This is a genomic window from Corynebacterium sp. HMSC035E02, assembly GCF_001836065.1.
GTDB lineage: Bacteria > Actinomycetota > Actinomycetes > Mycobacteriales > Mycobacteriaceae > Corynebacterium > Corynebacterium hiratae.
In genome coordinates, this window is sequence record NZ_KV827369.1 from 25,790 (window position 1) to 38,977 (window position 13,188).

General features: G+C 61.6%; 12 protein-coding genes. 8 read left to right on the top strand and 4 right to left on the bottom strand.

The features are described 5' to 3' along the window. Positions 1–48: 48 nt before the first annotated feature. Positions 49–1,437 carry a class II 3-deoxy-7-phosphoheptulonate synthase gene (locus HMPREF2635_RS09720; protein ID WP_070546876.1) on the top strand — a complete coding sequence of 463 codons (1,389 nt, stop codon included), beginning with the start codon at positions 49–51 and terminating at the stop codon, positions 1,435–1,437. A gap of 27 nt (positions 1,438–1,464) precedes the next feature. On the opposite strand, the gene HMPREF2635_RS09725 is transcribed toward HMPREF2635_RS09720, so the two are convergent. Then, positions 1,465–2,703 carry a protein kinase domain-containing protein gene (locus HMPREF2635_RS09725; protein WP_070512437.1) on the bottom strand — a complete coding sequence of 413 codons (1,239 nt, stop codon included), beginning with the start codon at positions 2,701–2,703 and terminating at the stop codon, positions 1,465–1,467. Between the two features lie 56 nt (positions 2,704–2,759). On the opposite strand from HMPREF2635_RS09725, the gene HMPREF2635_RS09730 reads away from it, so the two are divergent. Beyond that, positions 2,760–3,152, top strand: a complete 393-nt coding sequence (locus HMPREF2635_RS09730) for an Rv2175c family DNA-binding protein (RefSeq protein ID WP_371326321.1) — start codon at positions 2,760–2,762, stop codon at positions 3,150–3,152. Here HMPREF2635_RS09730 and HMPREF2635_RS09735 read toward each other — a convergent pair. The 3 genes from HMPREF2635_RS09735 to HMPREF2635_RS09745 are packed head-to-tail and all read right to left on the bottom strand — an operon-like array spanning position 3,121 to position 6,377. Continuing rightward, positions 3,121–4,668, bottom strand: coding sequence for an alpha-(1->6)-mannopyranosyltransferase A (locus tag HMPREF2635_RS09735; RefSeq protein ID WP_070512443.1), 1,548 nt, complete (start codon positions 4,666–4,668; stop codon positions 3,121–3,123). The genes HMPREF2635_RS09730 and HMPREF2635_RS09735 overlap by 32 nt on opposite strands. A 1-nt stretch (position 4,669) precedes the next feature. Further along, complete coding sequence (locus HMPREF2635_RS09740; RefSeq protein ID WP_070512446.1) at positions 4,670–5,761, bottom strand: polyprenyl synthetase family protein; 1,092 nt, start codon at positions 5,759–5,761, stop codon at positions 4,670–4,672. 43 nt (positions 5,762–5,804) lie between these two features. After that, complete coding sequence (locus HMPREF2635_RS09745) at positions 5,805–6,377, bottom strand: GNAT family N-acetyltransferase (RefSeq protein WP_070512448.1); 573 nt, start codon at positions 6,375–6,377, stop codon at positions 5,805–5,807. A gap of 268 nt (positions 6,378–6,645) precedes the next feature. Here HMPREF2635_RS09745 and HMPREF2635_RS09750 point away from each other — a divergent pair, with 268 nt between their 5' ends. The 6 genes from HMPREF2635_RS09750 to HMPREF2635_RS09775 all read left to right on the top strand — a co-directional run bounded on the left by HMPREF2635_RS09750 (position 6,646) and on the right by HMPREF2635_RS09775 (position 13,170). Next, on the top strand, positions 6,646–7,089 hold the full coding sequence (locus HMPREF2635_RS09750; RefSeq protein ID WP_046647958.1) for an SAV_6107 family HEPN domain-containing protein: 444 nt from the start codon (positions 6,646–6,648) through the stop codon (positions 7,087–7,089). A gap of 154 nt (positions 7,090–7,243) precedes the next feature. Then, positions 7,244–7,651, top strand: a complete 408-nt coding sequence (locus HMPREF2635_RS09755) for a DUF3040 domain-containing protein (RefSeq protein ID WP_070512453.1) — start codon at positions 7,244–7,246, stop codon at positions 7,649–7,651. Positions 7,652–8,509: 858 nt separating this feature from the next. After that, positions 8,510–8,944 (top strand): division/cell wall cluster transcriptional repressor MraZ, encoded by a 435-nt coding sequence (gene mraZ, locus HMPREF2635_RS09760; protein WP_046647963.1) that lies wholly within the window; start codon positions 8,510–8,512, stop codon positions 8,942–8,944. Positions 8,945–9,117: 173 nt separating this feature from the next. Then, positions 9,118–10,161 (top strand): 16S rRNA (cytosine(1402)-N(4))-methyltransferase RsmH, encoded by a 1,044-nt coding sequence (rsmH, locus tag HMPREF2635_RS09765; protein ID WP_070512456.1) that lies wholly within the window; start codon positions 9,118–9,120, stop codon positions 10,159–10,161. After that, positions 10,158–11,012: a cell division protein FtsL gene (locus HMPREF2635_RS09770; RefSeq protein ID WP_049155246.1), complete on the top strand. Its 855-nt coding sequence runs from the start codon at positions 10,158–10,160 to the stop codon at positions 11,010–11,012. The genes rsmH and HMPREF2635_RS09770 overlap by 4 nt, the downstream gene beginning before the upstream one ends. Positions 11,013–11,301: 289 nt before the next feature. Further along, the gene (locus tag HMPREF2635_RS09775; protein WP_049155442.1) at positions 11,302–13,170 is read left to right on the top strand and encodes a peptidoglycan D,D-transpeptidase FtsI family protein; all 1,869 of its coding nucleotides are present in this window, start codon (positions 11,302–11,304) and stop codon (positions 13,168–13,170) included. The last annotated feature ends 18 nt before the right edge of the window (positions 13,171–13,188 follow it).

Consider the following 13,188-nt stretch of genomic DNA (forward strand, 5'->3'; position numbering starts at 1 on the left):
AGTCCATTAACTAACGCGCGACAGGCCCGAGATGGTTAAATACTGGGTGTGAGTTGGACAGTAGATATTCCCAAAGAAGTGCTTCCTGATCTGCCGCCGCTGCCGGAGGGGATCAATGAGAAGTTCCAGGACGCCATTTCCCGCGAGGCGAAGCAGCAGCCCAGCTGGGATCAGCTGCAGGCTGATAACGTGCGAAAGATCCTGGAATCCGTCCCGCCTATCGTCGTGGCTCCAGAGATTGAGGAACTCAAGCGCAAGCTTGCCGACGTCGCCTTGGGCAACGCCTTCCTCCTCCAGGGAGGCGACTGCGCGGAGACTTTCGAGTCCAACACGGAACCGCACATCCGCGGCAACATCAAGACGCTGCTGCAGATGGCCGTCGTCTTGACGTACGGCGCTTCCACTCCGGTGGTGAAGCTGGGTCGTATTGCTGGCCAGTACGCTAAGCCGCGCTCCTCTGATTTGGACTCGAACGGTCTGTACAACTACCGCGGTGACATCGTCAATGGAGTGGAGGCCAACGAGGAATCCCGCCGTCACGATCCCGCCCGCATGATTCGCGCCTACGCAAACTCCTCGGCGGCAATGAACCTGGTTCGCGCGCTGACGCACTCCGGAACCGCGGACCTGTACCGCCTCCACGAATGGAACCGAGAGTTCGTGGCCAACTCCCCGGCGGGTGCTCGCTACCAGGCCTTGGCTGATGAAATTGAAAACGGCCTGGCCTTCATGAATGCCTGTGGGGTGTCGGATGAGACCCTGCGCTCGGCGGAGATTTACTGTTCCCACGAGGCCTTGCTGAAGGATTACGAGCGTTCCATGCTGCGCTTGGGTACGGACTCTAACGGCGAGACCAAGCTTTATGACCTGTCCGCGCACCAGCTGTGGATTGGTGAGCGTACCCGTGGTCTCGACGACTTCCACGTGGCGTTTGCTTCCATCATCGGCAACCCCGTGGGAATCAAGCTTGGCCCCGGCGTGACGCCGGAGCAGGCAGTGGAGTACGCGGAGAAGCTTGACCCGAACCGTGAGCCGGGCCGTCTCACCATGATCGCGCGCATGGGCCACGATAAGGTGCGCTCCGTGCTGCCCCCGATCATCAAGGCAGTGGAGGACTCCGGCCACAAGGTGGTGTGGCAGTCCGATCCGATGCACGGAAACACCTTCACGGCGTCGAACGGTTACAAGACCCGCCACTTCGACAAGATCGTCGACGAGGTCCAGGGCTTCTTCGAGGTGCACCGCGAGCTGGGTACCCACCCGGGCGGCGTGCACCTGGAGTTCACCGGTGAGGACGTCACCGAGTGCCTCGGCGGCGCTGAGGACATCACGGACGTGGACCTGCCGGGTCGCTACGAGTCTGCCGTGGACCCGCGCCTGAACACCCAGCAATCGCTGGAGCTGTCCTTCCTCATCGCAGAAATGCTGCGCAACTAGAGTCTGCGCAGCGTCTAGCTGCGCAGACTAGTACGGCCTCCAGAGAATCGGCCAGGTGCCGTATTCTCCGGAGCCAAACCACCAGGCGGCCACGGCGACAGCCAAGGTGGCGAGGCCGACGAGGACGAGGAACCCGATGAGCCCGACCGCGCTGCGGTTGCTCAACGGACGTTCCTCCGGCTCCTCTTCGGCCCCGGCCGCATATGGTTCTGGCACGGCGGGGGAGGGCGCCGGGGTGTCTACCGGTGCGGCAGGCAGGGGGAAAGCGTCCTCGCGGGTTTCCGCCCGTGTTTCACGCGTGGGGGAATCGGGCGAGGGGATTGCAGAGGTCGCTTCGAAGACACGCGTATTGTCTGTTCCCGAAAAGTCTGTAGGTACTGCAGCGGTACGTGCGGCGGCCGAGTTTCGCGGGACGGGGACCGTGAACTGTGGCAGTTGCAGTTCCCGGGAAACGTCATCCAAAGCATCGAGGAATTCACCCGCGTCTGCAAAGCGTTCGGCTGGGTTACGTGCGGTGGCGGTGGCCACGAGGGCGTCGAAAAGCATCGGCACCCCCTCAATGCGTGAAGATGGTGCCACCACATCCGCGTGCACGCGCGCGGTGGCGTGCGCCAGCGGGGTGTCACCGTGGAAGGGGACTGTGCCCGTCAACAACTCGAACAGGACGATTCCAGCCGAGTAGACATCGGAAGCCGGCGTGATATCCGCGCCAGTGACTTGCTCGGGGGAGAGGTAGCTTACGGTACCGACGATCTGGCCGGAGCTATCATGCTCCGCCTTTGCGGAGCGCACCAAGCCGAAGTCACCCACCTTGACTCGGTGGTTATCGGTGATGAGAACGTTATCCGGCTTGATATCGCGGTGCACGAGGCCGGCGTGGTGGACTTCGGTGAGCCCGGCCAAGACCGAGTGCATCACGCCGGCCGCAGCGTGCGGCGGCATGGGTCCGCGTTCCGCAAGGAGCTCGCGCAACGTGCCGCCGGTGATGAGCTCCATGATGAGATAGATGGGCAAACCATCCGCGGAAAAGTCATGCACGGCGACGAGATTGGGGTGGCTCAGCTGCGCCATCGCGCGGGCCTCGCGCTTAAAGCGGGTGACGAAGACGGGGTCGTCGTGATAGCGCTCATCCATCACCTTGGCAGCTACTGCGCGGCCCAAACGCATGTCCACGCAGCGATACACAGTGGACATGCCGCCGCGAGCGATCGGCTGATCAATGCGGTAGCGTCCTTCAAGAATGTCGCCCACGTTCAGCCTTGTCATGGGTTCCAGTATGGTCGATCCTCTCCTCAAAGTGTGATCCCGCTACAGTTGTGTCTGTGACTAATTCTGCGAACCCTGAAGAGAATTCCCATCCCGAGCTTCCGCAACTTCTCGCCGGAGAGAAGCTGCTGACGCTTAAAGAGGTAGCTGAAAAACTCGATCTGCCCATTACTCGCGTCTTCGATCTGCTCAATGCCCGGAAGTTCATCGCGTGGCGGGACGCCGAAGGCCAGCGCCTCGTCCCGGAAGCGTTTTTCAATGCCAAGGGCGTCATTTCCAAGCACGTGTCCGGCGTCATCACTGTTCTTTCGGACAACGGCTGGGGTGACAACGAGATCCTGGCGCATCTTTTTACCGAGGACGAGTCCCTACCGGGCCGCCCCATCAACGCGCTGCACGGCCACCTCGCGCGGGAGGTTATACGGCGCGCGCAGGCTTCGGCGTTTTAGACGGCGCATCAGCACCAGGCGCAGTTGGTTCAGCGGCGGTGCGTGGAACACCATCGAAAATCCACTGTGTGGCCAACCATGCCACGACCACCATGGCAATCACCCAGAACCAGTTGTAGAGCTGGTGATTACCGTCGCCGGCGAAGGCCACACCAATAAAGAGAGCTGCGCCGGTGGTGAGCTTGATGAGCGGTAGTGGTGGGCGAAAGGTTCCCATGAGCGTGAGTACTGAGGCGTAGTACCACGGCAGCGTCACAGAGTTGAAGACGAACGCCACCTGGTAGGCCGCGGCCGTGGCGGCAATGGCGCGGCGCACGCCCGTGCGCCCCCACCACCACACAAGGACAAGGCCCAGGAGCATCAGGAGCATCGCGGCCGAGCGCAGCACGGTGAGCACGCCGTTATAGGTGGTATCGGGGGAGAAGACCTGGATGAGCGGAACGAGAATATCGGCAAGCAAGGTGGGGCCGGCCAAGGGGTTGATGACCTTAGAATTACCACTGATCTGAGACAGCCAACCCCACGAGCTTCCCGACGCCCATGTGATCGCCGCCACCGCCAACGCGACCTCCGCCACGGCGATAACGCCGGATAGTAGGAAGAACCCGACGCGCTTGAGCGGCTTCGTTCCCTTCGGCGCCCAGTGATGCAGCATGAGCCACACGATGAACGGCGCGGCGAAGACGGCGGTGGCCTTGAGGGACACTGCCACGCCAACGAGTATGAGGCTGAGGTGGAACTTGTGGTGCACAGCAGCGAGAAGGCCCAGCGATACCAGCCCCACCATGACTGATTCGTTGTGCATGCCGCCGATGAGGTGCAAAACCATCACCGGATTCGCCACTCCCAACCAGAGTGCTAGGGCGGGATCGCCGCCGATGCTTCGGGCTAGGCGTGGAATTGACCAGGCGATGGCTGCAAAACCAAGGACGGAAATTGCCTTGTAGACGATGATGCCCGCAGCAACGTTATCGCCCACCAGGTGGGTTACCCCGTTGCCCATCCACAGGTGTAGCGGCCCGTAGGGCGTAGTGGTGTTGCGCCAGTCGTGAGAGACCTCAAGCAGGAAGGGACCGGGGTTAACGGCTGCGCCCTCGACGTAGGGGTCGAAACCATCGCGCACCATCGCGCCTTGCATCAGGTAGGAGTACACGTCCCGGGAAGCCAGCGGTGCGGCGCACAGCAGCGGGGTGACCCAGCAGATCAACATCCGGCGGATGTCTGCCAGTGCGCCGTCTGGTTGCGGGTTCTTGAGCTGTGGGGCAATGAAGTGGCGGCCCGCCAACACCCATGCGGCGACGAGGCCAAACAGGCCAACCCAGTAGAGGACCATGCCAATGTTGCGGCCGTGGCCATAGGCAAGGAAGCTGATGTTGAGCGCCTCAAGAAAACCTCCGCGATTCCGGGTCGCGCCGCCGGAGAAGGAGGCGAGCGCCAGGACGATCGCAGAGACGATGCCCAGTGGCAGGGGATGGGGAATGCGCAGGGGCACGCGCGTGGATGCGGAGCGAGCCATGCTACATCCGGCGGGCCGTGGACTTGTGAGCAAGTTCTTCCAAAACCGCTGTGACCTCGGGGTCAACCTGCGCGTTGTGCAGATGATCGAGGCCGGAACGCGTGAGATCGCTGATGCGCTGCTCGACGACGTCCGGCGCACCGGAATCAGCAATGATCTGCGCCATGCGGGCAATGTCTGCGGGGTCCTCCGTCTGCCCGATGAGGCGGCGAAGCTCAGCGGCGGCTGCGGGATCGGTGGCGTCCGCGCGCTGTAGGGCCAGCGACAACAGAACCGTGCGCTTGCCTTCGCGCAGATCGTCTCCGGCGGGCTTGCCGGTGATAGCCGGGTCACCGAAGACGCCGAGCAAATCATCGCGCAGCTGGAAGGCGACACCGATGTCCTGGCCGTAACCGCGGAAGGCAGCAACGAGTTTTTCGGGTGCGCCCGCTATAACGGCGCCCAGATGGAGGGGGCGCTCGATGGTGTACGCGGCAGTCTTGAACCGGTTCACCGAGTCCGCCAACGTGGCGTCCTCGGAGCCGGCGGCTTCCAGGGAGATGTCCAGAATCTGGCCGCCGATGACTTCGCGGCGCATTGCCCGCCATGGTGCGCGGGCGCGCGCCAGCGCCTCGGGGCTCAAGCCGGAATCTTGAAGCATGTCCTCCGCCCAGACCAGGGCCATGTCACCGATGAGGATGGCCAGCGATTGCCCGAAGAAATCAGCGTCGCCGCTGAGCCCGAGCTCGCGGTGGCGAGCAGCAACGCCGCGATGGACAGTGGGGTTGCCGCGCCGGGTATCGGAAGCATCCACGATGTCGTCGTGGATAAGTGCACAAGCCTGAATGAACTCCAAGGACGAGGCAGCGCGGAGCATTGCCTGCGGGGACTCAGTCCCGTCGAGCCCGTGCGCACCGACAAAACCTGCCCACGCGTAGAGGGGGCGAATGCGCTTGCCGCCGTCCAGGACGAAGGAATCCAAATAGGAGATCGCGTCGGCCACCGGAGAGCCGATGGCCGCGATGGCGTCGCGCTGACTGTCCAAGAAAAGCTTAAGCTCCTCGCGCACGGCTGCGGGGATGTCGTTCAAGGAAGGTATCTGCGGTGTAGTCACGCCTGCTACTTTACCTGGGTAGCTATGCCGGCTTGCCGCCAGGTTAAGCGGTGTCGGCTGGTGTCAGCGGCACCGTCGATTGCAGGATGGCGAAGGGGCGCGCATCGGCGGGGTAGTAGAGCTGGCGAAGGAAATCACTAAATCCCATCTTGCGGTAGAGGCCGAAGGCGGAGTTTGCCTCGTTGGGAACTTCCGGAGTGGAAAGCAGGATGTAGCGCGCGGGAAGGTTCCACGCCAAGGCTTCGAGCAGTGCGCGCCCTAAGCCGCGACCCTGTTCTTCAGGCAGCACGTGAATCTCCGCCAGCTCGAAATAGTTGTGGAGAATGTCTTCTTGTTCCGGGGTCGGTCCGCCACTGGCGGTGAGCGCTCGGCGAAGCTGTTTGTCCCACCACGTGTCCGGAGAGCCAAAGAATCCGTAGGCAAAGCCTGCAATGCCGTAGTCGGTGGTGGCCGCGACGCAGGAAAACCCTGGGCGTATGAGATCTGCGCGCCACCGCGAGATAGAGACGTCGCGCACTGACTGGCTATAGCCCATTGCCGCGATGTAGATATCCACCAAGCGCGGGACAGCAATGGCGAACTCTTGGGGGCTTAGGCGGCGCAGCGTGTAACTCACATCTCTAATAACAGCAGATTCTTCAGGCATGTGAAAGCGCACAGAGAAACTATCTTCTGCACATCCAACCGCCATGGAGTCAGAGTACGTGTTCGAAAAGAGAAGAAATATCGCCCATCCCTATTGTTTAAATCGAACACATGAACTAAAATTAGAGGTGGATGTACGAAGGTGGTTTTACGGTGAGTCTCATCAGCGAACAGCAGCAGAAAGTCAACAGCACAGTCTTCATTGACAAGCTCAGGAAGCAGCCCAAGGAGGAGAGGTTATGGCACAGGTAATTTCAGCAACGGCAGCGGCTCGGGGCCGGAACAGGGAGGCGATGCAGCGCGTGCGCCGTGACCGCTTCCTCGGTCAAGCGTTGGATCTGTTGGTGGATGCGCGCCGTAGCGCTGCGGAGGGGCGGTTCGAGGACGCTCTTGAAATGGCATACCGCGCCTCGCTTCGTGCTGCGGGCGCGCGTGTGGCGGCGTCTGCGGTGTCGCGCCGTCGGCGCTTGCCTACCTCTGCATGGGAGCAGGTAGCTCTTATCGGTCCGGCGGATGCTCAATGGGCCGCAGAATTCACAGACTATTCCCGCGTGCGCTCGCGCGTGGCCTCCGGAATGGATCCGGTGCCCGCTGCGGATACGGTCTACCAGTACTTGGCGCTTGCCACACGTTACGTGGACGCGACCGAATCTGAGCTGGGCTTCGGTGGGCTGGCCGCCTAGTGAGGGCGTGATTGCTCCGGTAGCAGGGGTGCAGGGATGCCCAAAAACTATGGACTGTCTTTGTGGGAACTATCTCGCTATCCTTGACGTTATAGAGGTAGTAAACATAGTTCCCAGTTCCACTACCTAAACCCAAATCATTACGGAGGACGCTGTGGCCCTTTCTGAGCACGAACAGCAAGCGCTGCGTGAAATTGAACAATCGTTGCTGGCCAACGATCCTGATTTTGGCGCGTCTGTGTCCGGTGAAACTTCTTTCGGCGGCAACTCGGGTGCCATCACCCTCCGTGGGGTGGCCTTAATCGTTGTCGGTCTGTGCATGATGGTGGGCGGAATCGCGTTGGCCCAGCAGTCCCTGTGGTTCGTTATCCTCTCCGTACTTGGCTTTTTGGTCATGTTTGGATCCGGTGTGTGGATGCTGCGCGGAAATTCGGAAGATTCTCTGGTTGCCGCCGGCGCACCAGCATCCGCTAAGCGGCGCAACAAGCAGTCTAGGAAGGCTGGCAGTGACGTTGGAAACCGCCTTGAAGATAGCTTCCGCCGCCGTTTCGAAGGAAACTAAGCTCTAAGAACGCATAAAGCCCAAGAAACGTACCAGCAGCCCTCCGCTCTACTGAGAGTCGGAGGGCTGTGGCACGATGACATTGGCCATCGCATACAGGGTGTGTGGCACACGGGGGAGTTGCTTTGGCGAGCGGTCTGCCAATTCCGACGCGCGAACGAAGGCGGCGTTGATCGGCGAGAGTTTCGTTGTGGAGGCCTCAGGGTAGAACTCTCAACGATCGAAGTAAAGCCCTCATGCGATTGCTGCACCGCCTCATCCGCAAAAGCTTGGGGGAAGTGCTGCGCGGCGGTCACGGGCGGGCCGTGGGTGCCATGGGGAAAGCTCGAGCGTGGCATCCGCTTAGGCGCTTAGGTATGAATGCGCTCCGCCCTTCTCCAAGGGACCGACGCAAGAACATCGCCCGGAATTGCCAATGACCTCGGCGGCGCCGCGTTCTCTGCGTGATTTTCCCGCATTTCCCACTTTGCCCCACCAAGATTCCCCACTTTGTCCCACTTGGCCTAGGGATCGGCGGGGTGTGGTGGGGGAGTGTCCCTTTGGGGCGCGTGAAAGCGACAAAAGCGGCAGGAAATTGGGGACTATGGGGCGAAACTCGCCTTAAGGGGTCAAAGGTGCGCAAGTGAACTAGTGGAAGTGGGGACTGTTTGAGGGGTGTGTCAAGGGAAGTCTGGGAAAACTTCCCACTGGAAAAACTGCTTATGAGCTGCGCATTTATTGCGACACGCAGATTGTTGCGGCGATAAAGGTGTGGGTGGTGGGGGAAAGTGGGGTAGAGTGGGGCGTAGCGGAGGAGAGTTGCTCTCTTGTCGCGAGAGGAATCCGGAGTTTTCGAGTGACAGGAAGGTGGACCCGGGGATGTTTCTCGGCACCTACACTCCCAAGCTCGATGACAAAGGACGGCTCACGCTTCCGGCAAAGTTTCGCGAAGAACTGGCTGGCGGCCTCATGGTCACCAAAGGTCAGGATCATTCGCTCGCGGTATACCCGCGGGAGGAGTTCGCGGCGCGAGCTAGGAAAGCGGCGGCCGTGTCACGTACCAACCCAGAAGCGCGTGCGTTCATCCGTAACTTGGCAGCGAGTGCGGACGAGCAACGTCCCGATGGGCACGGGCGTATCACACTGTCCGCAGGGCACCGTGAGTACGCAAACCTGACGAAGGAATGCGTAGTTGTGGGCTCGGTTGACTTCCTCGAAATCTGGGACGCAGCCGCGTGGGCTGAATACCAGGCGCAAACTGAAGACGCTTACTCGGCGGCAGACGCCGATGACGTACTTGCCGGGCTGCTGTAGAGCTTCCTGGCACACAGAGAGTGCGTGTATGGACTCTGCCCGAGGAGGATGAGCTGGTGTACTTCCCCGACATCAGAACCCTTCCTCGGACAGGGCCCTATACGCACTCGATTTTTTATCGAACAGATCTGATAGCGGCCTCAGGCGCCTGAATGGAAAGGGGGACAGCAACTGTGGACCACAACGGCACCATTACCTATGACGTGAATGACAACCACGGCCATGTCCCCGTTATGCGTGCGCGTATGGCTCAGCTGCTTGCTCCGGCCGTCGAAGCAGCGGGGGAGCACGCCGTCATCGTGGACGGCACCTTGGGGGCTGGTGGCCACAGCGAATACTTCCTCAACAGCTTTCCTAACGCGCGAATTATCGGTGTGGACCGTGACTCCGCCTCGTTGAGCAGTGCTTCTCGACGTCTCACCCCCTTCGCCGACCGCTTCGTCGGCGTCAACGCTCGCTTCGATGAGGTCGGTCGTGCCATTGCGCAGGGTGACCATGAGATTTTTTCTATCGCGCGAGAACACGGCATTGCAGGGGCATTGTTTGATCTGGGTGTGTCCTCCATGCAGCTTGACCAGGTGGAGCGTGGGTTTGCGTACAAGACCGACGCCCCGCTGGATATGCGCATGGACCCGCGCCAGGGAATGACTGCCGCCGACGTACTCAACACCTATAGCCACGGTGACCTCGCCCGCATCCTCAAAACCTATGGCGATGAGCGCTTTGCCGGCAAGATTGCTTCGGCAGTAATAAAGGAAAGAGAAAAGGAACCTTTTACTACCTCAGCCCGCTTGGTTGAGCTGTTGTACGCCACGATTCCCGCAGCGACGCGTCGCACCGGTGGCCACCCCGCGAAGCGCACCTTCCAGGCGCTGCGCGTTGAGGTCAACCGCGAGCTTGAGGCGGTCGAACAGGTCATTCCCGTGATTACGGATGCCCTGTCCGTCGGCGGCCGCGCGGTGTTCATGAGCTACCAGTCGCTCGAAGATCGCATCGTCAAGCATGCCTTCACCAAGCTCAGCACCTCGACGACTCCGCCGGGGCTTCCCATGGACCTTCCGGGCACGGCGGCGCACTATTCCAGCGTGACGCGTGGCGCGGAGAAGGCGAGCGAGGAGGAGATTGCAGAGAACCCGCGGGCAGCGTCCGTCCGGGTACGCGCACTCGAGCGCCTCGAGGGCAGTCCGTCTTTTCATGAACCGGGAGGTAGGCCATGACGCTGAGAGACCGAACCGCACAGGCAACGTACCACCGCGACCACGAGAGGACCCACACCATGGGAGCTAGCCGCGATTTCACCACCGGATCTGATTTCTCCGGTCAGGGAACCGCGCTGCTGGAGCGGGGGCGCCGCACCACCCCGTTGCCCAGTCGCACGCCGCATCGCAGTACTGTGCCCGCCCGCCGGGTCGGAACGGGTCTGCGAGGGAACCGCCTCGGTTCGAAGCAGGTAGTGAGCAATCGTGGGCGCCGCGTCGTACAGCCCACGCGGGTTACTGGCCTTTTCGCTCGCCTTTCTTTCATCGCCATTGGCCTGCTCATCACTGGTGTGGCTGCGGCGATGTGGCTCTCCGGCCTGTCGACGTCCCAGACCTTTAAGATTCAGGAGCTTACTGCCCACGAATCCACGCTCGATAACCAGCTGGAGACTCTGAACCGAGACTTGGAGAACGTGCGTTCGGCGTCGGACGTCGCCCGCCGCGCCCACGAGGCCAAGATGGGCGTCCCGGTTCAGCCTGGCGTAGTGGAAGTCGACGCAGACGGAAACGTGGAACAGAAGCGCGAAGCCACCCCGGATATGGAATCTGTCATCGACGTAAACGGCGAACCGGTCCGCCCGGGTCAGGCCTCGAGTGACCCACACGCGACGGCGAACGTATCCGATAACCTGAACGCCCGTCCGACGCTGAGCGAGAGGAACCGCGAGCGCGAAGGCGCCGAGTCGGGTGCGTCTCGTTCGGACAGCCACCCAGACAGCGGTGAATCCACCAATGACGGACAGCCGGCCGAAGGGAACGTAGAACTGCCGGACATCCCGGCCCAGGCTCCCTACGCCGCCCGCGGGTAGATTCCATCCCCGCTCCGCGCGTGCCTGCGTGGGCGGGCGGCGATAATAGGGCACAATTCGGGATGAACCACTGATTATTGACCCATCTTCGCTGCAGACAGAAAGGTGACGTGTGACCCCACCACACTCCGGTGGCCCGCGCCCGAGGCGCGCTTCCGCCGCCCGTGCCGCCCAACCGCGCGGTACCTCTCACCAACCACGGCAGCGTTACGACGCCGACCGCGTCGTTCCCGCGACCCGTTCACGGAATCCGCGCACCGGCAAGCCCTTCATGAGCCAGCAGAAGACGATGCGCCGTCGTGTACACGTCATCGCGGCTTTGCTGCTCGTGGTGATGCTGGCGTGGATGGGGCGCCTCGCGTGGGTCCAGATAGTGTGGGGACCTGACTTGGCGGCGAAGGCCGCTGCGCAGAGAACCCGCGTCTATGTCGATACGGCCGGGCGCGGCGAGATCCTCGCGCGCGACGGCCAGCGGTTGGCCTACACGATGCGCGCCCGATCCTTGACCGTGTCACCTACGCGCCTGCGAGATGAGCTCCGTGAACAGGAAGAGCAAAAGGCCGCCGGCGAGGCTCACTTTGAGTCGTTGGCACCCGATGCCAAAGAGGCTTTCCTCGACGACAAGGTGACAGAGCGGCTCACTGACATGTCGGAGGGCATCCCGAACAAACTGAAGGAAGCCGGCATCGATGCCGGGGACGTGGATTCGGAGCAAATCATGGACAAGCTCCGTGCCGATACTCAATATGAGGTCCTCGTGCGCAACGTCGATCCGGATGTCGCGGTGGCCATCTCCGAGGACTACCACGGTCTCGCCGCTGATGAGCAGCAGATCCGCCAGTACCCCAATGGTGCTATCGCAGAGAACGTCATCGGCAAGGTATCCATGGACGGCCAAGGCCAGTTCGGCTTTGAGGCCTCCGGCGATACCACACTGACGGGTATTGACGGCAGCTCCACCGAAGACGTTTCAGCCAGCGGTCAGGTCATTCCCGGTACCCTTCGCGATCAGGTGCCCACCACCGACGGCAAGAACGTCACGTTGACGCTCGATCTGGATCTGCAGACCTACGTTCAGCAGAAGCTGGAAAAGGCCAAGGCTAATTCGAAGGCAAAGAGCGCCGAGGCAGTCGTTCTGGATGCCGCCACGGGTCAGGTTCTGGCTATGGCGAATACCGGCACCATCGACCCGAACAAGGACATCGAAAAGCAGCTGGAGAAGGATAAGACCTTCGACAACCTCGCCGTATCCCACCCCTTTGAGCCGGGTTCGGTGGCAAAGATCATCACCGCCGCGGCAACCATTGAGGAGGGCCTCACCAACCCCGATGAGGTCCTCCAGGTTCCCGGCTCCATCGACATGGCTGGGGTGACTGTGAACGATGCCTGGCCGCACGGCGTTGAGCCCTACACCACGACGGGCGTCTTCGGTAAGTCATCGAACGTGGGAACGTTGATGTTGGCAGATCGTCTTGGCCAGGATAAATACGCTGACTACCTCAAGAAGTTCGGCCTCGGCCAGACTTCCGGCATTGAGCTGCCCAACGAGTCTCCAGGCCTCGTACCTGACCGTTCGCAGTGGTCCGGCGGTACCTTCGCTAACCTGCCCATCGGCCAGGGCCAGTCATGGACTGCCCTGCAGTTGGCCTCCATCTATCAGACCCTGGCCAACGACGGTGAGCGCATTGAGCCGCGCATCATTGATTCGATCACCGCGCCTGACGGGACTAAGGAAGAACTAGAGAAGCCCGAGACCACCCGCGTGGTCAGTCCCGAAACTGCGCGCACTGTCGTGGACATGTTCCGTGCGGTCTTCCAGGAGGATCCGCAGGGGCTGAACAACGGTACAGCCGGCAACGCGCAGATCGAGGGCTATCAGCTCTCCGGCAAGACTGGTACCGCGCAAAAGGTCGACGAGGAGACGGGAGCATACTCGAACTCCAAGTACTGGATCACGTTCGCGGGCATCGCGCCTGCCGACGATCCCCGCTTTGTCGTCGCAGTCATGCTGGACGAGCCCGAATCCGGTGTCAACGACGATGGCTCCGGCGGCCAGTCTGCAGCGCCTGTGTTCAGTGATATCGCATCCTGGCTGCTTGATCGTGACAATATTCCGCCTTCCCCACCAGCACCGCACCTGACCTTGCGTGCCGAATAGATAGCTCCGGCCGCGAAT

Bases quoted from the DNA above. Each gene is read 5' to 3' on its own strand.
- HMPREF2635_RS09725 (WP_070512437.1), bottom strand. From the start codon at position 2,703: ATGACAAGGCTGAACGTGGGCGACATTCTTGAAGGACGCTACCGCATT.
- HMPREF2635_RS09775 (WP_049155442.1), top strand. From the start codon at position 11,302: ATGCGCCGTCGTGTACACGTCATCGCGGCTTTGCTGCTCGTGGTGATG.
- HMPREF2635_RS09750 (WP_046647958.1), top strand. From the start codon at position 6,646: ATGGCACAGGTAATTTCAGCAACGGCAGCGGCTCGGGGCCGGAACAGG.
- HMPREF2635_RS09735 (WP_070512443.1), bottom strand. From the start codon at position 4,668: ATGGCTCGCTCCGCATCCACGCGCGTGCCCCTGCGCATTCCCCATCCC.
- mraZ (WP_046647963.1), top strand. From the start codon at position 8,510: ATGTTTCTCGGCACCTACACTCCCAAGCTCGATGACAAAGGACGGCTC.
- HMPREF2635_RS09770 (WP_049155246.1), top strand. From the start codon at position 10,158: ATGACGCTGAGAGACCGAACCGCACAGGCAACGTACCACCGCGACCAC.